This is a genomic window from Mesorhizobium sp. LHD-90 (assembly GCF_030929505.1).
Lineage (GTDB): Bacteria > Pseudomonadota > Alphaproteobacteria > Rhizobiales > Rhizobiaceae > Kumtagia.
This window is the reverse complement of sequence record NZ_JAVFVV010000030.1, coordinates 1-24,493: the sequence shown is the minus strand read 5'-3', so window position 1 is coordinate 24,493 and position 24,493 is coordinate 1. Positions and strand designations below refer to the sequence as shown.

Sequence of the window (24,493 nt, the reverse complement as noted above, 5' to 3'; positions counted from 1 at the left end):
GTCAAGTCAACCATGACGCCACGCTTCATTGCCGCCGACAGCCGGGCGATGGCGCGCCATCCGACGGGCTCGACCGTTTCGATGGCCGGGGTTTGCTTCTCAAGCGTGCGGCTACGATCCGATGGACCGTCCGGTATCGCGCCATCTATGCTGGCTTATGGGGCGCGGTCGAATCAACTCTGCTTTCGTCTTCTGGCTGATGATGCTGCTCGGTCTGGCGCCGACGCGGCCGGCCGCCGCCGAACGGTTGACCATCTGCCACGGCTATTCCTGTTATTATGAGACCCGGCTGGACTTCGGCGCCCAGGATCTGAGCCGCATCGCGTCGATCATGCGAGCGGGCTCGTCGTCGCCTGAGGCCGAGCGGCGCGCGCTCTCTCGCGCCATCCAGTATTTCGAGCGGCGCGCCTCCGGCGTGCTTGGGGTCAGGGACCGGCCCAAAGGCGAATTGGGGCACGGCCGCGAACTCGGCCAGATGGACTGCATCGACGAATCGACCAACACGACGACCTTGCTGCGGCTGATCGAGGCCAAGGGAATGTTGCGCCATCATAGAGTTCTTCGCCGCACGTCGCGAGGATACCTGCTGGACAATCGGTTTCCACACTTCGCGGCGGTGATCGTGGACAAGTCCGGACGGCGATGGGCGGTGGACAGTTGGTACGAGCCCGGGGGCGGTGCGCCCGACATCATGCCGCTCGACCAGTGGAAACAAAGGGGCGTGGCGGGGAAACGATGATACGCCCCGTCCTGCGCCGAGGCGCTTGCCCGGAAGGCAGTTGCCATGGCCGTGCGAAAGTCGACATCCTGATGGATGAACGATTCGGTACGGACGACTTGCGGGTGCGGGATCGCGCGGTGTGCCGACTTGCCGGATTGAGAAACGATGATTGGCTCCCCGGGCCGGATTCGAACCAGCGACCAACCGGTTAACAGCCGGTTGCTCTACCACTGAGCTACCGGGGAACGGAGGCTCGTCAAAGCGTGGCGTGCCTATAGCAAACCCGTTTCAGCTTTGCAAAGCGCCGATCGTCATTTTTTTGGCCGGCTTCGCCACGTTTATGGCAAGCGGCGGGCATCGGCATCATATGGTGGGGTCCAGCAAGGCGTGCAATCGGGCCGCACAGGAGACGACGACGGATGAATCGCAGCACCGGACCGGACGAGACCGGGACGCCTGAGCCGGACGGCAACGAAGCCGGCGCGCGCCGGATAAAACTGCTCGGCCGCGAGTTCCGCATGCCGCAGTCGCGCCTTACGCGCATCCTCATCGGCGTCCTGCTCGTCTGCTTCGGCTTCCTCGGCTTCCTGCCCGTGCTGGGATTCTGGATGATTCCGCTCGGGCTGCTGGTTCTGTCCTACGAATTCTCCTCGGTGCGCCGCCTGCGCCGCCGCTTCGTCGTGTGGTGGGAGCGACGCCGGCGCCCCTGACCCGCGGCGCGCACGGCAGAATCGCCCCGGACCGCCCCTAGAAGCCGCCCGGCTCGATTCGGCGAAGCCGCCGTTAGGTGGCGAATCCGAGGTTTTCAAGTGATGCCGAAACAACACGTCGCCGACCCTTTTTCGGCATGGCGCGAAGGGATCGGCCTTCGAACCGCGCTGTTCACTTGACCCGTAACCGCCGCTTAACCTATTCAACGCACATAGAACGGCGGGGCGACGAGGCCTCGTGGCGGAGTGGTTACGCAGAGGACTGCAAATCCTTGCACCCCGGTTCGATTCCGGGCGAGGCCTCCATCCTGTCGTCGCCGGTCTTTTGCGGCCGGCGCCCGCGTTCTAGTGGCAATGTGCGCCATGTCGGCGCAAGGACGGACCGGGTTGATAATGGAAGCAGACTACGCCCAGCGACGGATACGCATGGTCGACGGCCAGGTGCGCACGACCGACGTGACCAGCGCCGCGCTGCTCGACGCCATGCTGGCCGTACCGCGCGAGGCTTTCGTCGCCGCCGGCCGCCGCGACCTCGCCTATATCGACGAGGACGTTGAGATCGCGCCGGCCGCGGGCGGCAATCCGCCGCGCTACCTGATGGAGCCCTCCCCCTTCGCCAAGCTGGCGCAGCTCGCCGAGATCGCGCCCGCGGATTTCGTGCTCGATGTGGGATGCGGCACCGGCTATTCGTCGGCTGTCCTTTCCCGGCTGGCGAGTTCGGTGGTCGCGCTCGAATCGGACGGGATTCTGGCCGATATCGCGGCCGGGAACCTCGCTGCCCTGGGCTGCGACAATGTCGCTGTGGTCAAGGGGCCGCTGCAGGAAGGTTACGCTGCGGAGGCGCCCTATGACGTGATTTTTCTCGGGGGCTCGGTCGAAACGCTCCCGGACGCGCTTGTCGCGCAGTTGAAGGAGGGCGGCCGGCTGGTCGCGGTGGAAGGCGGCGGCAATGCCGGCAAGGCCAAGCTCTATTCGAAGTGGAACGGCGTGGTGACGGGACGCAGCGCGTTCAACGCGGCAATCAAGCCATTGCCGGGTTTCGAGCGCGCTTATACATTTCAGTTCTGAGACGGACGGGATCGGTCTAGGCAAGGTGTGGGAAGCGTTTGCTCTCGGGTTCTTGAGAGGGAGCGGAGTGTACGCGGTGGTCGTGTTTGCAGGCCGCGCCGGATGATCCGGGCGGAGCGGGCTTCGCCGCTGCGATAGAGGGATATGCTGGTGCAGATTGTTCGCAAGTCTTTGTTCGCTGCCGCCCTGCTAGCGGCGACGGCGCTTTCGGCCACCGCGGTCTCGGCCGAGACCATCAGCGGCGCGTTGGCCAAGGCCTACAAGTTCAATTCCAGCTTCAACTCGGCGCGGGCCGGCACGCGCGTCACCGACGAGAACGTGGCGATCGCCAAGTCCGGCTACAGGCCGACGGTCAACGCCACCGGCAACATCCAGTACAGTTCCAACAAGCGGAATCCCCGCCTCGGACTCCTGGACAGTTCAAGCTCCCGCATAACGACGGGCGCTTTCGGCATCGAACTGCAGCAGAATCTCTTCGACGGCTTTCAGACCAAGAACAACGTCGCCGCCGCCGAGGCGCAGGTGCGCAGTTCGTTCGAGAACCTGCGCAACACCGAGATGAACACGCTGTTCAACGCGGCGAGCGCCTATATGGATGTCATCCGCGACCGTCGCATCGCGGTGCTGACCGAGCAGAACCTCGAGTTCCTCAACGAGCAGGCTCGCGCCGCGCGATCGCGGCTCGAGGTCGGCGAAGGCACCCGCACCGACGTCGCCCAGGCCGATGCCAGCCGGTCGTCCGCCGTGGCCTCGCTCAGCGCGGCGCGCGCCCAGGCGCTGACCAGCGCGGCGAACTATCGCGAGATCGTCGGCGAGGAACCCGGCAACCTCAGCCCCGCCTCGCCGCTGGCCAAGCTGCTGCCTAAATCCGTCGACGCGGCATATTCGATAGCCCTCACCCAGCATCCGGCGGTTCTCGCATTGCAGCATGTTGTCGACGCCACCGGCTTCCAGGTGAAAAGCGCCGAAGGCCAATTGCTGCCGCAGATCACCGGCCTTGCCGGCGTCGAGACCGGCTTCACCAATACCGAGCCTTTCACCGGCAACTCCCGTACATCCGACGGCAACACGACGTCGGCCAGCGTCGGCGCCCAGCTTACCATCCCGATCTATCAGGGCGGCCGCACCTCGGCGCAGGTCCGGCAATTGAAGGAACAGCTCGGTCAGGCGCGGATCGATGTCGATGTGACGCGCGACAACGTCCGTCAGGCGGTCGCATCCGCCTGGTCGGCCTACGTCGCGGCCCAGGAAGGCGTCGCGGCCAACCGCGAAGTCGTGGCGGCGGCGCAGCTTGCGCTCAACGGCGTCATCGAGGAACGCAATGTCGGCCAGCGCACCACGCTCGACGTGCTGAATGCACAGCAGGACGTCATCAACGCCCAGGTCAACCTCGCCACCAGCGAACGCGACGTTGTGGTCAACAGCTATGCCATCCTGTCGGCGATCGGCACGCTCTACGCAAAGCGGATCGGCCTCGCGGTGGCGGAATACAGGCCCGAGGAGCACTACAGGGCCGTCAAGGACAAATGGGGCGGCCTGCGCACCCCGGACGGCCGCTAGACCAGTTTGTATTCAGGTCGACCGATTCTCCCGGCGACGGTTCGGGCCGAGGCTCTCGCCGCAGGTCGTAGTGGTGGTCTGCACAAGACGAGGCCCTCGATCTTGACCCAATCCGCCGCCGGCAGGTCGGATCGGATTGAAAGCTACACGCTCTAAGCCTTCCGACTTCGTTCGTCCTGAGTGCAAATTGCCAGGGCGCGATTTTCGGCTCTATCCTTTGGAAATTGTTGTGCATCCCCGCTTGGGGGATTCTCGTCAAAGCCCCGCTCCGCTACGCTGACGTCATGATTCGGTGCGGTCTTCACGCGAAGGCCGCTGGTCGGCAACGGTCACAAAGGCGGCGGATGTGACGATGGCACAACTTGGCGGCGCGCAGCGCGAACCTTCCATGGAAGAGATACTCGCTTCCATCCGCAGAATCATCGAGGACAGCGACACCGTCCGGAGGTCGGACGATGCGGCCGGGCCGGTGCGGCCCGACAATGACGTGGCTCCCTCGGCCGCGACGGCCGCGGTCGCGGAAAGCACCGTGATCGAGGTCGAGACGTTCCGTGCGCCGCCGCGTGTCGAGGCGCCTGCCGCCGAGCCGCGCGGACCGGTGACGATGGCCGAGGTCCAGGCGCAGGTCGTCGCCGAAAGGGCCGCTGCCCGCGACCTGCCCGAGTTCGGGCATTCGCCGGCCGAGGCCTCGGCGCATGAGCCGCCTCACGATTCGGCCGATCTCGAGCCTGTGGCCGGCGAGCCGGAGATGGCGACGGCGGTCGAAGAACCTGCGGCGGCTTCGACCATGGAATGGCGCCTCGGCGTGCCGGAAGAGCAAGCCGTCGAGACCGTGGAACATGACGATTTCGATGTCGACGAGGTGGCGAAGGCCGTCCTGGAGGATATCAGTTCCGCCCAGTCGGCGGTTCCGCGGGCCGAGGATTGGCTTCCGGAAGAGGCGGACCAGGCAGCCGAGGCTCCACGCCCGGCCATTATATCGGATCAAACCGGCAAGCAGGTTGCCGCAGCGTTCCATGAACTGTCGGAGGCGTTGGCGGCGCGCAACCGCAAGAGCCTGGACGAGATGGCCGAGGAGATGCTGCGGCCTATGTTGCAGGACTGGCTGGACAACAATCTGCCGACGCTGGTCGAGAGGCTGGTGCGCGAGGAGATCGAGCGGGTCGCGCGCGGCGCGAACTAGCTGCCGGGGGCTGCCGCGCCCACGGACGCGATGCAGACTGTGCTCGCAGTATGCCATCGACGGGCACGCGTTCGGCCCAGGTTTCCGTGAATCCGCGAAAGCGCCTAGGACACCCGGACGTCGGCCGAAAAGCGCAGCTCGCGCAGCGGCCTGACCTGGCGCGTGGTTTCGCCATAGAGTGGATGTGCCTTGTAGGCGGCGAGCGCGGCCTCGTCCTCGAACTCGGCATAGACGACCACGTCGATCGCATCGCAGAGCGGATCGACCTTCAGGTTGCGCGCCACCTCGAACAGCGTCGAATGCGGGATGTTACCGAGTCTGCGCAAGCCGGTCTCGATCGCCGCGGCCTCGTCGGGGTGCGTTGCACTGAAAAATACGATGTGCCGGATCAAGGCGGCCTCCGCGTCGGTTGGCGCGAAACCTTTGCTGCGCCGCGCGAACGGCGTCAACAAAGCGATGCCCACTGATGCTGCGGCGGACCGGCGCAGGCCTGCTGCCGGATCAGTTGACGACCGAACGAACCATCGAACTCACTGCCCGGAGCGTCGCGTCGAGATAGCGGCCGTCATAATGCACCGCGTCCCAGACGATGATGCCGGTCAGCAAGCAGACCGCGATCACGTAGCGCATGCCCGCACTCCAGCGGCAACAAGCCGGCGAATGACCGCAAGCATCCTGTCAGCAAACGGTAAAGCAACGATGATCATGATCAGCGCAATGCTTCGTATCGGGCGCGAGGCGCGTATGACGGGTTGGCCAGACGCTCTCCGGCCGGCGAGGTTGCGCGCGGAAGGATAGACGCAAGGAGATATTGCAGGAATCCTGTAGTCATACCATTGTGCGGCGGCGCGTTTTTGAGGGATGCGCGAGGGGAACGATATGAAGACTGACGACGGCCGCAACAGGGATAGCACGGGCGAGGACGCGGTCGACCTCACCGAGCAAAACTTCGCGGAAATCGCCCAAAGCCTGCCGGGCAGCGCGCGGCGCGCGCTTGCCGCGGCGCGCCACCTGCCGCGAGGCACGCTGACCGTCACCACGCCGGAAGGCCGCCGCGTCAGGATCGTCGGCAAGGCTTCCGGTCCGTCGGCCGAGCTCGTGCTGCACAACTGGCGCCTTCCCGGTCGGGCATTTTCCGGCGGTACGATCGGCGTGGCCGAATCCTATTTCGACGGCGACTGGGACAGCCCCGACGTGACCAGCTTCCTGCAGCTCTTCGTCATCAACACCGAGATGGGCGAGGCGCTCGCCGGCGGCGCCAGCAGGCTGCTCGGCATGCTGCAGCGCTTCCGCCACTGGCTGAACGCCAACACGCGAACAGGTTCCCGCCGCAACATCTCGGCCCACTACGATCTCGGCAACGCCTTCTACAAGGAGTGGCTGGACCCGACGATGACCTATTCCTCCGCGATCTATTCCGAGGGCGCCAACGACTTGGAAAGCGCCCAGCGCGCAAAATACCGGGCGCTGGCCGGCGACACCGGCATCACTGCAAAAGACCACGTGCTGGAGATCGGCTGCGGCTGGGGCGGTTTTGCCGAGTTCGCGGCGCGCGAGATCGGCTGCCGCGTCACCGGGCTGACGATCAGCCGCGAGCAGCACGATTTCGCGCAGCAGCGGATGGCCGCCGCCGGGCTTTCCGACCGCGTGACGATCAAGCTGCAGGACTATCGCGACGAGACCGGAACTTACGACCGCATCGCATCGATCGAGATGTTCGAGGCGGTCGGCGAAAAATACTGGCCGACCTTTTTTTCCAAGGTGAAGCAGTGCCTGAAGCCCGGCGGCACCGCCGGCATGCAGATCATCACCATCAACGAAGAGGCCTACCCGCTCTACCGCGCCCGCCCGGATTTCATCCAGCGCTATGTCTTCCCGGGCGGTATGCTGCCGACGCCGCGCATCCTGCAGGCGCTCGGCGCCGAGCAAGGCTTGCGGCTGGCGCGCGAGCGCATCTTCCCGCAGGATTATGCCCGCACGCTCGCCGAATGGCGCGACAAGTTTCTCGGCTCGTGGGAGCGGCTCGTGCCGCTCGGCTTCGACGATCGCTTCCGTCGCCTGTGGGAGTTCTATCTCCACTATTGCGAGGCCGGCTTCCGCGCCGAATACATCGACGTCCGACAGGTGATCTACCGCGCCTGACCCATCCTGAAACCAAGGCTGTCCTGACAGGTTGAATGCGGCCCATGCCACCAAAACGCCAGGAGGCCCGATGAAATCGTTCTGGCCGCAATGGCTATCACGTTAGCCTGCTCTACCTTCGGGTGGACGCAATTGCTCGACGTCGAACCCAAGGGAGGATTGTTATGAAAAAGATTGTCGGACTGGCTTCCGCCGCGCTGTTCTTCTCGCTCTTCGGCGCCGCCGCCCAGGACAATTCGATGAGCTTTTTCGTCACCAGCGCCAACCCCGGCAAGGGCGGCGACCTCGGCGGCCTCGTCGGCGCCGATGCCTATTGCGCAACCCTGGCGGAAGCGGCCGGCGTGACCGGCAAGACCTGGAAGGCTTACCTTTCCACCGATGCCGAGAATGCCAAGGATCGCATCGGCGCCGGCCCGTGGTACAACGCCAAGGGCGAGAAGATCGCCGACGACGTCGCGTCGCTGCATGGCGACGGCAACACCATCTCCAAGCAGTCGGCGCTGGACGAGAAGGGCAACACCGTCGCCGGCCGCGGCGACAAACCGAACCAGCATGATATCCTGACCGGCTCGAAGCCGGACGGCACGGCCGCGCCGGAGACCTGCGGCAACTGGACGATGGGCGGCGCCGAGGGCGCGGCGATCGTCGGCCATCATGACCGCATGGGCCTGAACGACTCGGCCGAGGCTAAATCCTGGAACGCATCGCACGCAACGCGCGGCGGCTGCAGCGTCGACGCCTTCAAGGGCACGGGCGGCGCCGGGCTGTTTTATTGCTTCGCGGCCAACTGAAGCGACCGGCCGGGACGTTTGGCGTCGGGAACGTCCCGGCCGTTTTCCAGGCTCTCAAGCGTTGGCGCCGCCGTCGATGGTGAATTCTGCACCGGTGACGTTGCGCGCTTCCGATCCGGCCAGCCAGGCAACGAGCGAGGCGACCTCGTTCGGCGTGCCGAAACTGCCGGAGGCGGTGAGTTGCCGCTGCGCCTCCGCATCCGGGCCGTTGGCCGGGTTCATGTCGGTATCGGTCGAGCCCGGATGCACGACATTGGCGGTAATGCCTTTTTCGCCGAGATCGCGTGCAAACCCCTTGGTCATGCCGACCAGCGCCGCTTTGCTCATCGAATAAAGGCTGAGTCCCGGACCGGTCGCCCGCACCGCGAGGTTGCTGCCGATGGAAACGATCCGCCCGCCCTCGCCCATCAGCGGGATCGCCGCCCGCGACGCCACGAAGGCGGCGCGCAGATTGACGTCCACCGTCTCGTCGAAGTCGCCAACGGAGAGTTCGTCCGCAGGCCCGACGAGAAAGATGCCGGCATTGTTGACCAGAATGTCCAGCCGGCCCAACCGGTCGGCCGTCTCGCGAACGGCACCCTCCACCGCCTCGGCGTCGCGATTGTCCGCCTGCAAGGCCAGCGCGCGCCTCCCCGTGGCTTCGATGCCGCGCGCCACATCGGCGGCGCGATCGCCGGCCCGAGCATAGGTGATCGCCACGTCGGCGCCGTCCTCGGCCAGGCGTTTTGCAATCGCCGCCCCGATTCCCCGGCTTCCGCCGGTCACCAAGGCCACCTTGCCAGCTAGTCTGCTCATCACGATTCTCCATTATGTAATGATCGATACATAATCATTTCCGCGTTGCCGATCGGCGTCAAGTGAATTATGTATCGGTCGATACAAAAGGATCAGGTGGTGTCCCAGCGCGGCAGGCCAAGAACGTTCGATCGCGATGACGCGCTGCGGCGCGCCATGGAGCTGTTCTGGGAAAAGGGCTATGGCGGCGCCTCGCTCGCCGACCTGACCGAGACCATGGGCATCAACTCGCCCAGCCTCTACGCCGCCTTCGGCTCAAAGCAGGCGCTGTTCGACGAGGCGGTGGACCTTTATGCCCGCACAGAAAGCCCGGAGATCTGGGAGGCGCTGTCGGTCGAGCCGACCGCGCGCGACGCTGTCGCCAGTTTCTTGCGACTGACCGCGCTGTCCTTCTCGCGTCCCGGAAAGCCGGCCGGCTGCCTGATCGTGCTCGGCGCGCTGCACGACAGCGACGCCAGCGCCGAGGCCTGCGCAGCGTTGCGCCGCCATCGCGCCGAAAACGTCGAGGCGGTGCGCGCCAGGCTGGAGCGCGGCATCGCCGAAGGCGACGTACCCGCCGGAACCGACTGCGAGACGGTGGCGCGTTTTTTCCTCACGGTGCAGCAGGGCATGTCGATCCAGGCACGCGACGGCGCGACGCGCGAGCGCCTGCACGCGCTCGCCGAAGGAGCGATGGCGGCATGGGACGGACTGGTCGGCGCGACCGCTACAAGATAGGCTCGCGACGATGGAGTACCGGACGTTCAAGCGTCGAAATCATAGTCCAGCACATGCCGAGGCGCGAAGGTGACGGTGTCGCCCAGCCGCAGCCCATGCGAATCGGTACATTGCAGTTCGTTGTCGATCCCGCCGGTCAAACGCACGGCGGCGCCTGCTCCCTCGACCGTCCGCACGATCACCCAGAACCGCTCGCCGGACCACTCGCTGTCGGCGTCCTGGAACTCCGCGCCGATTTTCAGCAAGTTTCCGGGCTTTGCCTGCTCGACAATGTCGAAGCCTGGGAAATTGAACGTATCGGGATGGCTCAGGCTGCGCTCGAATGCGTCGATCAGCGTGTAACGCGGCGCACGCTTCATTTCAGAAACGTCACCCACTCTTCCAGCGGCGCGCGCTCGGTGCGGAACTGGTTTTCCGGCTTGGTCGTGTCTTCGTAGCCCAGCGCCATGCCGCAGACGAGGATTTCTTCCTCCGGAATGTTCAGTACCGGCCTGATTTGCCGGTGATAAGGCGCGAACGCCGCCTGCGGGCAGGTGTGCAGCCCCCTGCCCCTTGCGGCGATCATGATGTTTTCCAAAAACATGCCGAGATCGACCCACGAACCCTTGTTCAGCCGGCGATCGATGGTGAAGATCATGCCGACCGGCGCGTCGAAGAAGACAAAATTGCGGTCGTGCTGTTCGCGCATGCGCTCCACTTCGCGCCGGCCGATGCCGAGCGCCGAATAGAGGCCGAAACCGACAGTGCGCCGACGCGTCAGGTAGGGCTCGAAGAACTGATCGGGATAATATTTGTATTCGTCCCAGGCGATCTTTTCGGCGCGTATGCCGGAGTTCAGGACCGCGTCGGAGATGCGCTGCTTGGTCTCGCCGGTCGTCACATAGACGCGCCACGGCTGCATGTTGGTGCCGGAAGGCGCACGCGCCGAAACCTCGAGGATGTCGCGGATCACCGCATCGTCGATCGGGTCGGGCAGGAAGGCGCGCACGGAGCGCCGCGAGACGATCGCCTCGTCGACAACAGCCGCCTCGTCGAATTCATCGGTTCTCAGATCCGGTGCCAGCATGCGTGGTCCTTTCCCTACCGCGCGAACAGGCGCCCCCTCAACGCTGCCAAAACCAGCGTTTGCACCACGCCCATTGATCGCGCAAGCGATTCGTGACTTGTATGAAATTCTCCTTGATTTTTTCATGACAGTCATGTGTATGAAATTTTCGAGGATTTTTTCATGATAGCGACAGCCGAGACAGAGAGGGAGAACGGTACGAACCCGTTGCTGGCGCGCGACATCCGCGCGCTGCGCAAGTCACGCGGCTTGACGCTTGCCGAAACGGCGCTGCGGCTCGGCCGCTCGGTCGGCTGGCTCTCCCAGGTCGAGCGCGGCCTGTCGGTGCCGTCGCTCGGCGACCTGCGCGCCATTGCCTCGGCCTTCTCCGTGCCGATCAGCCTGTTCTTCACCCACGAGGTGCCGCGCGAGGAAGAGCGTGGCGTCGTCGTGCGCGCCGGCGCGCGTCGTCCGCTTGGCACAAGCGAATCAGGCCTGGTGGAGGAGCTTCTGTCGCCCGATCTCGGCGGTAGTTTCGAACTCATCCGCTCGGAATTCGCACCGGGCGCGGCCCTTGAGGAAGCCTCGCTGCGCGACACCGAGGAGGCGGGTTACGTCGTGTCGGGCCGCTTCGACATCGAGATCGGCGGCGTCTGGCACAGTCTCGGCGCAGGCGACAGTTTTCGCTTCAAGGACAAGACGCATCGCTGGCGCAATCCGGGACAAGTCCCGGCCGTCGTCATCTGGGTCGTGTCCCCGCCGGTGTATTGAGAGAATCGCGATGTCGACGCCAATGCAGCTCAGAAATTGCATCACCCAGCGGGTCCGGAAAAATGGCTGATCTTCCCTCCCACGCCCGTGTGGTCATCATCGGCGGCGGCGCGGTCGGCGTCTCCTCGCTCTATCACCTGGCCAAGGCAGGCTGGACCGATTGCGTTCTTCTGGAAAAGAACGAGCTCACCTCCGGCTCCACCTGGCATGCCGCCGGCAACGTGCCGACCTTCTCCTCGTCCTGGTCGCTGATGAACATGCAGCGCTATTCCGCGACCCTCTATCGCGGCCTGGCGGAAGAGGTCGGATACCCCATGAACTACCACGTCACCGGCTCGCTCAGGCTGGCGCACGGCAAGGAGCGCATGCGCGAGTTCCAGCGTGCAAAAGGCATGGGCCGCTATCAGGGCATGGCGATCGAGGTCGTCGGCCCCGACGAGATCAAGGCGCGTTATCCGTTCATCGAGACGCACGAGCTTGCCGGCGCACTCTACGATCCCAACGACGGCGACATCGACCCCGCCCAGTTGACCCAGGCGCTGGCCAAGGGTGCCCGCGACATGGGCCAGAAAATCGTCCGCTTCTGCCCGGTCACCGGCGTCCGGCGCGACAACGGCGAGTGGGTGATCGCGACCGCGCAGGGCGACATACGCTGCGAATACGTCGTCAACGCCGCCGGCTACCGCGCCCAGGAGGTCGGAAAACTGTTCGGCCGCGACGTGCCGATGATGGTGATGAGCCACCAGTACATATTGTTCGAGGAAATCCCCGAGCTCGCCGCCTGGACCAGGGAAAACGGCAAGAAACTGCCGCTGCTGCGCGACGTCGACACCTCCTACTACCTGCGGCAGGAAAAGAGCGGCATGAATCTCGGCCCGTACGAGCGCAACTGCCGCGCGCACTGGGCCGGCCACAACGACCCGATGCCCGACGATTTTTCCTTCCAGCTATTCCCCGACGATCTCGACCGGCTGGAGCATTATCTCGACGACGCGGTTCGCCGCGTGCCGATCCTCGGAACCGCCGGCTTGAGCAAGGTCATCAACGGCCCGATCCCCTACGCGCCGGACGGCAACCCGCTGATCGGCCCGATGCCCGGCGTACCAAACGCCTACGAGGCCTGCGTCTTCACCTTCGGCATCGCGCAAGCCGGCGGCGCCGGAAAGGTGCTGGCCGAATGGGTCACGCAAGGCCAGACAGAATGGGACATGTGGTCCTGCGACCCGCGCCGCTTCACCGCCTTCACGGCGGATAAGGACTATTGCGTCGCCAAGGGCCTCGAAATCTACGGCAACGAATACGCCATCTCCTTCCCCCGCCACGCCTGGCCGGCTGGCCGCAACCAGAAACTGTCGCCGATCCACGACCGCATCGCCGCGCTCGGCGCTGAGTTCAACGCCTACAACGGTTGGGAGCGCGCCACCTGGTATGCAAAACCCGGCGACGATACCTCCGAAGAATCCACCCAGACCTTCGACCGCGCCGGCCCATGGGAGCCGCGCATCCGCGAGGAATGCTTGGCCGTGCGCGACGCCGCCGGCATCCTCGACCTCCCCGGCTTCTCGCGGTTCCGCCTGCAAGGCCCCGGCGCGCGTGACTGGCTGTCGTCGCTGATCACCGGCATCGTGCCGAAACCTGGCCGCATCGGTCTCGGCTATTTCGCCGACGACAAAGGCCGCATCGTCACCGAAATGTCGATCATGGCGCTCGACGAGGATTTTTTCTTCCTCATCACCGCTGCCGTCGCGCAGAGCCACGACTTCGAGTGGCTGACGAAGAATTTTCCACAAGCCCATGAAATGACTCTGGCTGATGTCACCGAGAACTTCTCCTGCCAGATCCTTTCCGGCCCCAAATCGCGGGAAATCCTGGCGGAACTTACGGATGCCGACCTGACAAAACCCTGGCTGTCGCACCAGTCGTGCCAGATCGCCGGACGCTGGCTGCAACTGGTACGCGTTTCTTTTGCCGGCGAGCTCGGCTGGGAGCTGCACACCAAGGTCGAAGACACCGCGGCAATCTTCGATGCCGTGTGGGCAGCCGGCGAGAAACACGGCCTGAAACCCTTCGGCATGTTCGCGCTGGATTCGCTGCGCTTGGAAAAAGCCTATCGTGCCTGGAAGGGCGATCTATCCACCGACTATTCGATACTCCAAGGCGGGCTGGAGCGTTTCGTCAAATGGGACAAGCCAGCCTTCGCGGGCAAGCGTGCCCTCCAGAACGAAAAGCAGCAGGGCGTGACGAAACAATTCGTCACCTTGACCCTGGACAACCCCGGCACCTGCGACGCGCCTTACATGTCGACGCTTTGGCATGACGGAAAGATCGTCGGCGAGACGACGTCAGGAGGCTGGGGCTACAGGGTGGACAAGTCGATCGCGCTGGGCATGCTGCGCGCCGACCTGACCGTTCCCGGCACGAAGGTCGAGGTAGAGATTTTCGGCGACCGTTTTGTCGCCACGGTCCAGCCCGACAAGCCGCTCTGGGACCCCGAAAACCTGAGGCTTCGCGCATAACATGACCCTGCCCTTTCCCGACCACGCCTTCGGCGCCTTCCTTTTCGACATGGACGGCACGCTGCTGAGTTCGATTGCCGCCGCCGAGCGCGTCTGGGCCGCCTGGGCGACGCGCCACGGGCTCGACGTCGCCGCCTTCCTGCCGACCATCCACGGCGTGCGCGCCGTCGAGACCATCCGCGCGCTCAACCTGCCGGGCGTCGACATTCACGCCGAGGTCGCGGCCCTCACCCAGGCCGAGTTGGACGATGTCGACGGCATCGAATCGATTGCCGGCGCGGCGGTCTTCCTCGCCGCGCTGCCCGCCGACCGCTGGGCGATTGTCACCTCGGCGCCGCGCCAACTGGCGATCCGCCGGCTGGAAGCCGCCGGCATTCCGCTGCCGCCGCTGATGGTGGCCGGCGAAGACGTGACCAACGGCAAGCCCGCGCCCGATTGCTTCCTGCTCGCCGCGAGCCGGCTAGGCCAGCAGCCGCATGATTGCCTCGTCTTCGAGGACGCTCCCGCCGGCATCCGCGCCGCGGAGGCGGCGGGCACGCGCGTCGTCGTCGTCACGGCCACCCACACGCATCGCTTCGAGACCGCGCACCCGACAATCCACGGCTATGAAGCGCTGGCGCCGCTAACGGACGCCGCCGGACGGCTGGTGATCTCCGGTCTTGCCGGCCGGGCGGCGTAAGGAGTTTTTCATGCCAAAACCGTCTTCGCGCATAACCGGCATCATCCCCTCCGGCCGAGACGGCTGGGAGGTGCATTTCGCCGCCATGACCCGCAAACAGGCGGGCGAGCCGATCGTCATGCTGTCGGTCGGCGACCATGATTTCGACACGCCCGCCGAGACGGTCGAGGCCTGCGTGGCGGCGGTGCGCGGCGGTTTTCACCATTACACGCAGCTTCCCGGCATTCCCGGCCTGCGCGCCGCCATGGCAAAGGTTTCCACCGAAGCCACCGGCGTGCCGACCGCCGTCGACGAGGTCATCGCCACGCCGGGCGGGCAGGCGGCACTTTACTCCGCCGTGCAGACCGTGCTCGACCCGGGCGCCCACGCCATTGTCGTGGCCCCCTACTATGCCACCTATCCCGGAACGTTTCGCGCCGCCGGCGCCGACTTCACGGTGGTCGAGACGAGCGCAGAGACCGGTTTCCAGCCCGAGGCGGCGGCGATCGAGGCGGCGGTGAAGCCGAATACGCGCGCCATTCTCATCAACACGCCAAACAACCCGACCGGCGCCGTCTATTCGAGAAAATCCCTTGAAGGCATCGCCGAAATCTGCCGCCGGCACGATCTCTGGCTGCTGTCGGACGAGGTCTATTGGACGCTGGGCGGCGGCGAGCATGTCTCGCCCCGCTCGCTGCCCGGCATGGCCGAGCGCACGCTGGTCATCAACTCCATGTCGAAAAGCCACGGCATGACCGGCTGGCGCATCGGCTGGCTCACCGGCCCGGCCGAGATCATCCGGCTCGCCATCGACCTGAACCTCGTGACGACCTACGGCCTCACCGATTTCGTCTCACGCGCCGCCACGCAGGCGCTGGAGAACCGCTTCGGCGTGGCCGATATCGCCGCCCGCTATGCTGCCCGGCGGCAAACCTTCCTGGCCGAGGTCGCCGGCCTCAACCGCATCACGGTGCGCGGCTCCGAGGGCGGCATGTACATCATGCTCGACGTGCGCGACGTCGAGCCCGACTGCGAGGCCTTCGCCTGGGCGTTCCTCGACGCCGAAAAGGTCGCCGTGATGCCGGGCTCCTCCTTCGGCGAGGCCGCTGCCGGCCACATCCGTATCAGCCTCTGCCAGCCCGAACCCGTGCTTGCCGACGCCGCCGCGCGGCTGAAACGTTTCGTCGCCAATTACCGGAAGAAAGCCGCATGACCACCCTCCCCCAAAAAGCCCGCGTCGTCATCATCGGCGGCGGCGTCGCCGGCTGCTCGATGGCCTACCACCTGGCGAAGCTCGGCTGGACCGACATCCTGCTACTCGAACGCAAGCAACTGACCTCCGGCACTACCTGGCACGCGGCAGGCCTGATCGGCCAGTTGCGCGCCACCGCCAACATGACGCGGCTCGCCAAATACACCGCCGACCTCTACGTCAAGCTGGAAGAGGAGACGGGCGTCGCCACTGGCATGCGCCAGTGCGGCTCGATCTCCGTGGCGCTCACTTCCGAGCGCAAGGAAGAATTCTACCGCAACGCCTCGATGGCGCGCGCCCGCGGCGTCGACGTCGAGGAAATCTCGCCGGCTGAAGCAAAGGCCCGCTATCCGCATCTGGAGATCGGCGACGTGGTCGGCGCCGTCTACATCCCCAAGGACGGCCAGGGCGACCCGGCCAACATCACCCAGGCGCTCGCCAAGGGCGCGCGCATGCTCGGCGCGAAAATCGTCGAGCAGGCAAAGGTAACCGCCATCCACCAGGACAAGGGCCGCGTCACCGGCGTCACCGCTGTCGTCGACAGAGAGACCACGACGATCGCCTGCGAACACGTCGTCAACTGCGCCGGCATGTGGGCGCATGGCGTCGGCGCCATGGCCGGCGTGCCGGTGCCGCTGCATGCCTGCGAGCATTTTTATATCGTCACCGAGCCGATCCCCGGCCTGGAGCGCCTGCCGGTGCTGCGCGTGCCGGACGAATGCGCCTACTACAAGGAAGACGCCGGAAAGATCCTGCTCGGCGCCTTCGAGCCGGTGGCGAAACCCTGGGGCATGGACGGCATCCCGGAAGATTTCTGCTTCGACCAGTTGCCCGAGGATTTCGACCACTTCGAGCCGATCCTCGAAAAGGCGGTGAAGCGTTTTCCGCTGCTTGCCGAGACCGGCATTCACACTTTCTTCAACGGCCCCGAGAGCTTTACGCCCGACGACCGCTATTATCTCGGCGAGGCGCCGCAGCTACGCAATTTCTGGGTCGCCTGCGGCTTCAACTCCATCGGCATCCAGTCCTCCGGCGGCGCCGGCATGGCGCTGGCGCAATGGATGCAGGACGGCGAGCCGCCCTTCGACCTGTGGGACGTCGACATCCGCCGCGTCCAGCCGTTCCAGGCCAACAGGACCTATCTCTACCGCCGCTCGGTCGAGACGCTGGGCCTGCTTTATGCCGACCATTTTCCCTATCGCCAGATGGCGTCCGCGCGCGGCGTGCGCCGCTCGCCGCTGCACGAACACCTGAAGGCACGCGGCGCCGTGTTCGGCGAGACCGCCGGCTGGGAGCGCGCCAACTGGTTTGCTCGGCAGGGCCAGGAGCGCGAATACAAGTATTCGTGGAAGCGGCAGAACTGGTTCGACAACCAGCGTGACGAGCACCTCGCGGTGCGAAACGGCGTCGGCCTGTTCGACATGACCTCGTTCGGAAAGATCCGCGTCGAGGGCCGCGACGCGCTTCCCTTCCTGCAAAGGCTCTGCGCCAACGACATGGACGTGCCGGCTGGAAAAATCGTCTACACGCAGATGCTGAACGAGCGCGGCGGCATCGAAAGCGACCTGACCGTCAGCCGCCTGTCGGAAACCGCCTTTTTAGCTGTCGTGCCCGGCGCCACGCTGCAGCGCGACCTCGCCTGGCTGCGCCGGCATCTCGCCGCCGAATTCGTTGTCATCACCGACGTGACGGCGGCCGAAAGCGTGCTCTGCCTCATGGGGCCTCATGCCCGCGACGTGATCAAGAAGGTCAGTCCGAACGATTTCTCGAACGAAAACAACCCGTTCGGCACCTGGCAGAAGATCGAGATCGGCATGGGCGAGGCGCGTGCACATCGCGTCACCTATGTCGGCGAGCTCGGCTGGGAGCTATACGTTTCCACCGACCAGGCCGCCCATGTCTTCGAGGCGATCGAGGAGGCCGGCGCGGATTTCGGGCTGAAGCTGTGCGGCCTGCACACGCTGGATTCCTGCCGCATCGAAAAGGCGTTCCGGCATTTCGGCCACGACATCACCGACGAGGACCATGTGCTGGAAGCCGGCCTCGGCTTCGCGGTGAAGACGGCAAAACCCGGCTTCATCGGCCGCGACGCCGTGCTGCGCAAGAAGGAGGCCGGGCTGGAACGCCGCCTGGTTCAGTTCCGCCTCACCGACCCGCAGCCGCTGCTCTTCCACAACGAGGCGATCCTGCGCGACGGAAAAATCGTCGGCACTGTCACCTCGGGCAATTACGGCCACCACCTCGGCGGCGCCGTTGGCATGGGCTATGTCCCGTCGAAGGGCGAAAGCGAGGCCGACCTGTTGTCTTCGTCCTACGAGATCGAGATCGCCGGCGAGCGTTTTGGAACGGAGGCTTCGCTCAAGCCGATGTACGATCCGAAGGCGGAACGGGTGCGCGCCTAAACCCTCCCCCTTGAGGGGAGGGTCGCCGAGCAATCCGCAGCGAAGCGAGGATTGCGAGGCGGGGTGGGGTACAAGCGGCAGCATGCCGACCTCGCCCTGCCGCGTTGATGCAAGACGAGAACATCCCCCTCACCCGCATGGACATCGGCCTGCAAAATATGCACTCTGCCTTCCGCGGAGGCATGGATTGCGCGCGCGGGGTATCGTGAAAAGCGTGCGGCGGGTGCTGGCGGCCGGATGTCGCCGGTGGCACACGGATTGCTTCTCATCGGACGGTTTTTCAAAGCACCGCGGCATGCGCGGGCAGGACGAGGGTGGTTTCCATGAACAAGAATCTCGCGAAGCTGTCGGTCGCGTTCGCGGCCATCGGTGCGACGGCGTTCGGCGCCGCGGCGGCCGAAAAAATCACCTACATGACCAACTGGCTGGCTCAGGCCGAGCATGGCGGCTACTACCAGGCCGTCGCCGACGGAACCTATGCCGCTTGCGGCCTCGAGGTGACCATCCAGCAGGGCGGCCCGCAGGTCAGCGGCCGGCCGCTGCTGCTTGCCGGCAAGATCGACTTCTATATGGGCGGCAATTTCCTGCAGGCGTTCGATGCGGTCCAGCAAGGCATTCCGCTGCGGGTCGTCGCCGCCTCCTTCCAGAAGGAGCCACAGGTGCTGATGACCCATCCCGGCGAAGGCCTGGACAAATGGGAAGATTTGACGAACGCCGAGCAGTACATCATCGGCGACGAAGGTTTTCAGAGCTTTTTCCAGTGGATCGTCACGGACTTCGGCTGGGACGCCGGCAAGCGCATTCCCTATACCTATAACCCCGCGCCCTTCATCGCCAACAAGAAGTCCGTGCAGCAGGGCTACGTGACCTCCGAGCCCTTCGCGGTGGAGAAGGAGGGCGGCTTCGTGCCCAACCAGTTCCTGCTCGCCGACTACGGCTTCGCCACCTACGCGACCACGATCGAGGCCATGCAGGAGACGATCGACAAGCGGCCGCAGGTCGTCCAGTGCTTCGTCGATGGCTCGGCCAAGGGCTGGTACAATTACCTCTACGGCGACAACAAGGCCGCCAACGAGGCGATCAAGAAGGACAATCCGGATATCACCGACGAGCAGATCGCGTTCTCGATCGCCCAGATGAAAAAATTCGGCATCGTCGATTCGGGCGAAGCGGAAAAGCTTGGCATCGGCGCCATGACCGACGAGCATATCCAGAAATTCTACGACACGATGGTGAAGGCCAAGATCGTGCCGGAAGGGCTGGACGTCAAGAAGTCCTACACGCTGGATTTCGTCAACAAGGGCGTCGGGCTCGATCTGAAGAAGTGATTTTTCCGAGCGGGTTTTGACCGCCGGAGCATTCGTCACCGGTACGGCGTTGGCGCTTGCCGCCAATCGCCGAGGTTGGAGATTGGCGGAAACACCCCTTCAACTCGTCATCCCAGGGCAAGCAGGAGCGAAACGAACTGCGCGACCCTGGGATCCATGCCGTAGCGGTAAAGAAGCACTCCGGCGGCGCCGAACAGGCTTCCCTTATCGGGCGGAGTGGGCCATCGGAAGGTAGGCTTTGCGATGTTTTCCGCCCATTTGAGTCGTAGGAAACCGGATCGCAAGCACACCGACGCAACGAGGTTGAGACGAACTACTTGTGAATACCGTCGCCGCAATGCCCCAGCCAAATAGCGCCGCCGATCCGCTGCTCATCCTGCGCGGCATCGGAAAAACCTTCTCCAACGGCACGACCGCGCTGCGCGATGCCACGCTTACCATCCGCGAGGGCGATTTCCTGAGCCTGCTGGGGCCGTCGGGCTGCGGCAAGTCGACGGCGCTGCGCATCATCGCCGGCCTGCTGACCCCGACCTCCGGCGTGCTCGACTGGAGGAAGACGCTCGGCGAGGACAGCGTCGGCTTCGTCTTCCAGGAACCGACGCTGCTGCCCTGGGCAAACGTCTTCGACAATGTCTGGCTGCCGCTGCGCCTGCGCGGCGTGTCGCGCGCCAAGGCCGAGCCGGCGGTACGCGAGCTCTTGGAACGCGTGCGCCTCACCGGCTTCGAGAAGGCGATGCCGCGCGAACTCTCCGGCGGCATGAAGATGCGCGTCTCCATCGCCCGCGGGCTTGTGACCAAGCCGCGGCTGCTCCTGATGGACGAGCCCTTCGCCGCTCTCGACGAGATCACCCGCTTCCGGCTGAACAACGATCTGCTCGAACTCTGGCAGGACGAGCGCTTCACGGTCGTCTTCGTCACCCACAGCGTGTTCGAGAGTGTGTTCCTGTCCAACCGCATCGTGGTCATGGCGGCACGGCCGGGCCGCGTGTTCGAGGAACTCGCCGTCGACGCCCCCTATCCGCGCGACGAGGCTTTTCGCACCTCGCCCGACTATGCCGCACTCTGCCGAAAGGCGTCCGACGTGCTGGTGGGCGCCATCAACGCGCCGGCGGCGGAGGTGCGGGCATGACGGCCATCGAGGAGCCTCGCGCGGTCGTGCTCGACGCCGAGGAGGCGCGCCGCGCCCGCAATGCGCGGCTGGAAAAGATCGGACGCTGGGTGCTGCCGGTCGTCATCATGCTGGCCGCGATCTGGCTGTGGGACCGCATCTGCGTGTGGAACGAGATCCCGAAATACATCCTGCCGCGCCCCGGCATGGTGCTGGACACGCTGATAGCGGACGCCGGACTGCTGTTCTCGTCGCTGCTGGTGACGCTGCGCATCACCTTTTTGAGCCTGTTGCTGGCGGTGGCCGGCGGCGTCGGCCTCGCGATCCTGTTCACCCAGTCGAAATGGGTGGAGATGTCGCTCTTTCCCTTCGCCATCGTCTTGCAGGTGACGCCGATCGTGGCGATCTTCCCGCTCATCAACATCTATGTCGACAACCAGACGGCGAAGCTTCTGCTGTGCTCCTGGATCGTCGCCTTCTTCCCGATCCTGTCCAACACCACGCTGGGGCTGAACTCGGTGGACCGCAACCTGATCGACCTGTTCCGGCTGAACGGCGCGACGCGCTGGCAGGAACTGTGGCATCTGCGGCTGCCGGCGGCGATGCCGTATTTCCTCGGCGGCCTGAAGATCGCCGGCGGCCTGTCGCTGATCGGCGCGGTGGTGGCCGAGTTCGTCGCGGGTGCTGCGGGGCAGTCGTCGGGGCTGGCATCGCGCATCATCGAGGCGGGCTACCGGCTGAATGCGCCAAGGCTGTTCGCGGCACTGTTCCTGATCTCGCTCACCGGCATCCTGATCTTCCTGGTGCTGTCGCTGGTCTCGCATCTGATCCTGCGGCGCTGGCACGAAAGCGCGCTGGGACAGGAGAGGTGAGGTCGGACGTGATCACCTCTCCCAAAATCCCGGCCACCGGCTGGTACGTGCTGGGCAATGCGCGTCTGCACCAGTCGCTGACGCCCGGACTTGAGGCCCCTTTCGACCGCGACGGTTTCGCGCTGGTCGACGTGGCGATCGCCGACGGGCGGATAAAAGGCATCGCGCCGCGTGGCGAGCGGCCGGCGCCACCGCGCACGGTCGATCTCGCCGGACGCATCGTTCTGCCCTGCTTCGTCGACTGCCATACCCATCTCGACAAGGGCCATATCTGGCCGCGCATGCCCAATCCGGACGGCTCGTTCATGGGTGCGCTGGACGCCGCCGGATCCGACCGGCTGATCCACTGGAGCGCCGATGACGTGGCGCGGCGCATGGATTTTTCGTTGCGCGGGGCTTATGCCCACGGCACCAGGGCCATCCGCACCCATCTCGACTCCATCGCTCCGCAGGAGAAGATCTCCTGGCCGGTCTTCGTCGAGATGCGCGAAAAATGGCGCGGCCGCATCGATCTTCAGGCGGCGAGCCTGATCGGCATCGAAGGCGCGCGCGAGGCAAAATGGTTCGCGGGCCTGGCGCGGCGCGTCGCAGCGGCCGGGGGCATACTTGGCGCGGTCACCTACATGCTCCCCGACCTCGATGAATTGCTCGACCGCATGTTCTCGACTGCGATCGATCTCGGGCTCGACCTGGATTTCCACGCCGACGAGACCGGCGACCTTGCCGCCGTGTCGCTGAAAAGGATCGCGGAAGCCGCGCTGCGACACAAGTTCGAGGGAAAGATCCTGGTCGGCCATTGCTGCGCGCTGTCGCGCCAGCCCGACCGTGAGGTTAAGGCGACCTTGGACAAGGCGGCGGCCGCGGGCCTCGGCGTCGTCTCGCTGCCGATGTGCAACCTCTACCTGCAGGACCGCCGCCCTGACGGCGCCACGCCACGCTGGCGCGGCGTGACCCTGCTGCACGAAATGAAGGCGCGCGGCATTCCGGTGGCGGTCGCCTCCGACAACACGCGCGATCCGTTCTATGCCTATGGCGACCTCGACATGCTGGAGGTCTATCGCATGGCGACCCGCATCCTGCATTTCGACCACCCGGTCGCCGACTGGCCGCGCGCTGTGGCGGCGACGCCGGCAGCGATGATGAGCCTGGACCGCGCGGGTACGCTTTCGACCGGCGCGCCAGCCGACCTGGTGATCTTCCGCGGAAGGAGTTGGACCGAGCTTCTGTCGCGGCCGGAAGCCGATCGCATCGTGGTGCGCGACGGCCGGGCGATCGACCGCCAGCTTCCCGACTATGCCGAACTCGATGATTTGATGAGGGCCTGATGAACCTCGAAGCGCTGAAGAAAGACCTCGAGGGCCTGAAGATCGAGGACAATCCTGCCATCGTCCAGCAGAAGAGCCGCGACTTCTACTGGTACAGCCCGGTGCTGAAACGCCAGTTGGAGAAGGTGACCGGTGACCTCGTCGTGTCGCCGAAGGACGAGGCGGAAGTGATCCGCGTGCTCGCCGCCTGCCACCGCCATCAGGTGCCGGTGACGCCGCGCGGCACCGGCACCGGCAATTACGGCCAGGCCATGCCGCTGTCGGGGGGCGTGGTGCTCAACCTCGCCGAGATGAATGCGGTGAAGTCGATTTCAGCCGGCCGCGCCGTTCTGGAGCCGGGCGCCGTGCTGGCCGACATCGACAAAGCGACGAAAGCGCATTCAGCGCAGGAACTGCGGCTGCATCCCTCCACCTACGCCACCGCATCGATCGGCGGCTTCATCGCCGGCGGCTCTGGCGGCGTCGGCTCGATCAATTTCGGCGGCCTGCGCGATTTCGGCAACGTCATCCGGCTGCGTGTCGTCACCATGGAGGCCGAGCCGAAAATTCTGGAGCTGACCGGCGAGGACCTGCACAAGGTCACCCACGCCTATGGCACCAACGGCATCATCACTGAGGTCGAGATGCCGCTCGCCGCCGCCTACGACTGGGTGGACGTCATCGTCGGCTTCGACGATTTTTCCGCCGCCGCGCGCTACGGCAACGCGCTGGCCTGCCAGGACGGCATTCTGACCAAACTGATCACGCCAGTGGCCGCGCCCGCGCCCTGGCTCTATTTCAAGCGCCACCAGAAATTCCTGAAGGAGAACCAGAGCGTCGTCATCTGCATGGTGGCGCCGCATTCGCTCGACGCCTTTCGCGCCTTCACCCGCCGCGAGAAGGCGGAGATCGTCTACGACGCCTCCGCGATCGAGGACAGGAAAGGCATTCCGCCGGCCTATGAACTCGCCTGGAACCACACGACGCTCAGGGCGCTGCGCGTCGATCCGTCGATCACCTACCTGCAGTCGCTTTACCCGTTCCCGGACCAGCTTGGACTGGTCGAGAAGGTTGACGGCATGTTCCCGGGGGAAGTCGTGTCGCATCTCGAATTCGTGCGCTTCGACGGCAACATCACCTGCTTCGGCCTGCCGCTGGTGAAATTCACCAGCGAGGAGCGGCTGGACGAGATCATCCGCACTTACGAGGACAATGGCTGCCCGATCTTCAACCCGCACCGCTACACGCTGGAGGAAGGCGGCATGAAACAGACCGACGACATCCAGCTCGCCTTCAAGCGCCAGGCCGACCCGCAAGGGTTGCTTAACCCCGGCAAGATGATCGCCTGGGAGCACCCGGAATACGACTATCGCAGCGGCAGGACGTTTCTGTTCAAGGGGCTTGAGCGGGCTTCGTAGTGTAACAATCCACAATGAATCCTTGGCGCTCTACGTTGCCCCCCTCTGTCCTGCCGGACATCTCCCCCACAAGGGGGGAGATCGGCTGTGGCGCCGAAGCTGCCAATCTCCCCCCTTGTGGGGGAGATGTCC

General features: G+C 65.1%; 23 protein-coding genes and 2 tRNA genes. 19 read left to right on the top strand and 6 right to left on the bottom strand.

Translation table 11 applies throughout. From position 1 onward, the window contains the following. Positions 1-121 precede the first annotated feature (121 nt). Positions 122-739 (top strand): hypothetical protein, encoded by a 618-nt coding sequence (locus tag RB623_RS28005; protein ID WP_308060416.1) that lies wholly within the window; start codon positions 122-124, stop codon positions 737-739. Between the two features lie 152 nt (positions 740-891). Here the strand turns inward: RB623_RS28005 and RB623_RS28000 are convergent. After that, positions 892-966 (bottom strand) — tRNA-Asn (locus RB623_RS28000). A 174-nt stretch (positions 967-1,140) separates the two neighbouring features. Here RB623_RS28000 and RB623_RS27995 point away from each other — a divergent pair. From RB623_RS27995 to RB623_RS27975, 5 genes are all read left to right on the top strand, one after another. Continuing rightward, positions 1,141-1,431, top strand: a complete 291-nt coding sequence (locus RB623_RS27995; protein WP_308060415.1) for a PGPGW domain-containing protein — start codon at positions 1,141-1,143, stop codon at positions 1,429-1,431. Between the two features lie 232 nt (positions 1,432-1,663). Continuing rightward, positions 1,664-1,737, top strand: a tRNA-Cys gene (locus RB623_RS27990). 87 nt (positions 1,738-1,824) lie between these two features. Next, positions 1,825-2,499 (top strand): protein-L-isoaspartate O-methyltransferase, encoded by a 675-nt coding sequence (locus tag RB623_RS27985; RefSeq protein ID WP_308060414.1) that lies wholly within the window; start codon positions 1,825-1,827, stop codon positions 2,497-2,499. A 150-nt stretch (positions 2,500-2,649) separates the two neighbouring features. Next, positions 2,650-4,059, top strand: coding sequence for a TolC family outer membrane protein (locus tag RB623_RS27980; protein WP_308060413.1), 1,410 nt, complete (start codon positions 2,650-2,652; stop codon positions 4,057-4,059). A 352-nt stretch (positions 4,060-4,411) separates the two neighbouring features. Beyond that, positions 4,412-5,242, top strand: a complete 831-nt coding sequence (locus tag RB623_RS27975; RefSeq protein WP_308060412.1) for a DUF2497 domain-containing protein — start codon at positions 4,412-4,414, stop codon at positions 5,240-5,242. Positions 5,243-5,346: 104 nt separating this feature from the next. Here the strand turns inward: RB623_RS27975 and RB623_RS27970 are convergent, their stop codons facing one another. Next, the gene (locus tag RB623_RS27970) at positions 5,347-5,634 is read right to left on the bottom strand and encodes a Dabb family protein (protein WP_308060411.1); all 288 of its coding nucleotides are present in this window, start codon (positions 5,632-5,634) and stop codon (positions 5,347-5,349) included. Between the two features lie 109 nt (positions 5,635-5,743). Next, positions 5,744-5,872 carry a hypothetical protein gene (locus RB623_RS27965; RefSeq protein WP_308060410.1) on the bottom strand — a complete coding sequence of 43 codons (129 nt, stop codon included), beginning with the start codon at positions 5,870-5,872 and terminating at the stop codon, positions 5,744-5,746. Positions 5,873-6,121: 249 nt separating this feature from the next. On the opposite strand from RB623_RS27965, the gene RB623_RS27960 reads away from it, so the two are divergent. Continuing rightward, on the top strand, positions 6,122-7,384 hold the full coding sequence (locus tag RB623_RS27960; RefSeq protein ID WP_308060409.1) for a cyclopropane-fatty-acyl-phospholipid synthase family protein: 1,263 nt from the start codon (positions 6,122-6,124) through the stop codon (positions 7,382-7,384). 164 nt (positions 7,385-7,548) lie between these two features. Beyond that, positions 7,549-8,175: a hypothetical protein gene (locus RB623_RS27955; RefSeq protein ID WP_308060408.1), complete on the top strand. Its 627-nt coding sequence runs from the start codon at positions 7,549-7,551 to the stop codon at positions 8,173-8,175. A 54-nt stretch (positions 8,176-8,229) separates the two neighbouring features. On the opposite strand, the gene RB623_RS27950 is transcribed toward RB623_RS27955, so the two are convergent. Then, entirely contained in the window at positions 8,230-8,976 is a 747-nt protein-coding gene (locus RB623_RS27950) for an SDR family NAD(P)-dependent oxidoreductase (RefSeq protein ID WP_374121752.1), read from the bottom strand. A 93-nt stretch (positions 8,977-9,069) separates the two neighbouring features. On the opposite strand from RB623_RS27950, the gene RB623_RS27945 reads away from it, so the two are divergent. Further along, positions 9,070-9,687 (top strand): TetR/AcrR family transcriptional regulator, encoded by a 618-nt coding sequence (locus RB623_RS27945; protein WP_308060406.1) that lies wholly within the window; start codon positions 9,070-9,072, stop codon positions 9,685-9,687. Between the two features lie 26 nt (positions 9,688-9,713). Here the strand turns inward: RB623_RS27945 and RB623_RS27940 are convergent, their stop codons facing one another. Both RB623_RS27940 and RB623_RS27935 read right to left on the bottom strand, forming a co-directional pair. Then, complete coding sequence (locus RB623_RS27940) at positions 9,714-10,046, bottom strand: hypothetical protein (RefSeq protein WP_308060405.1); 333 nt, start codon at positions 10,044-10,046, stop codon at positions 9,714-9,716. After that, positions 10,043-10,753, bottom strand: coding sequence for a nitroreductase (locus RB623_RS27935; protein WP_308060404.1), 711 nt, complete (start codon positions 10,751-10,753; stop codon positions 10,043-10,045). Before RB623_RS27935 ends, RB623_RS27940 begins: the two co-directional genes overlap by 4 nt. A gap of 162 nt (positions 10,754-10,915) precedes the next feature. Between RB623_RS27935 and RB623_RS27930 the strand changes: the two genes are divergently transcribed. From RB623_RS27930 to RB623_RS27885, 10 genes are all read left to right on the top strand, one after another. After that, positions 10,916-11,503 (top strand): XRE family transcriptional regulator, encoded by a 588-nt coding sequence (locus RB623_RS27930; protein WP_308060403.1) that lies wholly within the window; start codon positions 10,916-10,918, stop codon positions 11,501-11,503. Between the two features lie 62 nt (positions 11,504-11,565). Beyond that, positions 11,566-14,019 (top strand): FAD-dependent oxidoreductase, encoded by a 2,454-nt coding sequence (locus RB623_RS27925; protein ID WP_308060402.1) that lies wholly within the window; start codon positions 11,566-11,568, stop codon positions 14,017-14,019. 1 nt (position 14,020) lies between these two features. Next, positions 14,021-14,698: an HAD-IA family hydrolase gene (locus RB623_RS27920; RefSeq protein WP_308060401.1), complete on the top strand. Its 678-nt coding sequence runs from the start codon at positions 14,021-14,023 to the stop codon at positions 14,696-14,698. Positions 14,699-14,708: 10 nt separating this feature from the next. After that, entirely contained in the window at positions 14,709-15,890 is a 1,182-nt protein-coding gene (locus RB623_RS27915) for a pyridoxal phosphate-dependent aminotransferase (protein ID WP_308060400.1), read from the top strand. Beyond that, complete coding sequence (locus RB623_RS27910) at positions 15,887-18,331, top strand: FAD-dependent oxidoreductase (protein WP_308060399.1); 2,445 nt, start codon at positions 15,887-15,889, stop codon at positions 18,329-18,331. The genes RB623_RS27915 and RB623_RS27910 overlap by 4 nt, the downstream gene beginning before the upstream one ends. A gap of 323 nt (positions 18,332-18,654) precedes the next feature. Next, positions 18,655-19,659: an ABC transporter substrate-binding protein gene (locus tag RB623_RS27905; RefSeq protein ID WP_308060398.1), complete on the top strand. Its 1,005-nt coding sequence runs from the start codon at positions 18,655-18,657 to the stop codon at positions 19,657-19,659. Positions 19,660-19,996: 337 nt separating this feature from the next. Further along, the gene (locus tag RB623_RS27900) at positions 19,997-20,788 is read left to right on the top strand and encodes an ABC transporter ATP-binding protein (protein WP_308060397.1); all 792 of its coding nucleotides are present in this window, start codon (positions 19,997-19,999) and stop codon (positions 20,786-20,788) included. Beyond that, positions 20,785-21,639, top strand: a complete 855-nt coding sequence (locus RB623_RS27895; RefSeq protein WP_308060396.1) for an ABC transporter permease — start codon at positions 20,785-20,787, stop codon at positions 21,637-21,639. Before RB623_RS27900 ends, RB623_RS27895 begins: the two co-directional genes overlap by 4 nt. Before the next feature lie 8 nt (positions 21,640-21,647). Then, on the top strand, positions 21,648-22,964 hold the full coding sequence (locus RB623_RS27890; RefSeq protein ID WP_308060395.1) for a cytosine deaminase: 1,317 nt from the start codon (positions 21,648-21,650) through the stop codon (positions 22,962-22,964). Next, a complete protein-coding gene (locus RB623_RS27885) occupies positions 22,964-24,361 on the top strand; it encodes an FAD-binding oxidoreductase (RefSeq protein ID WP_308060394.1) in 1,398 nt (465 codons plus the stop codon). The genes RB623_RS27890 and RB623_RS27885 overlap by 1 nt, the downstream gene beginning before the upstream one ends. Positions 24,362-24,493 lie beyond the last annotated feature (132 nt).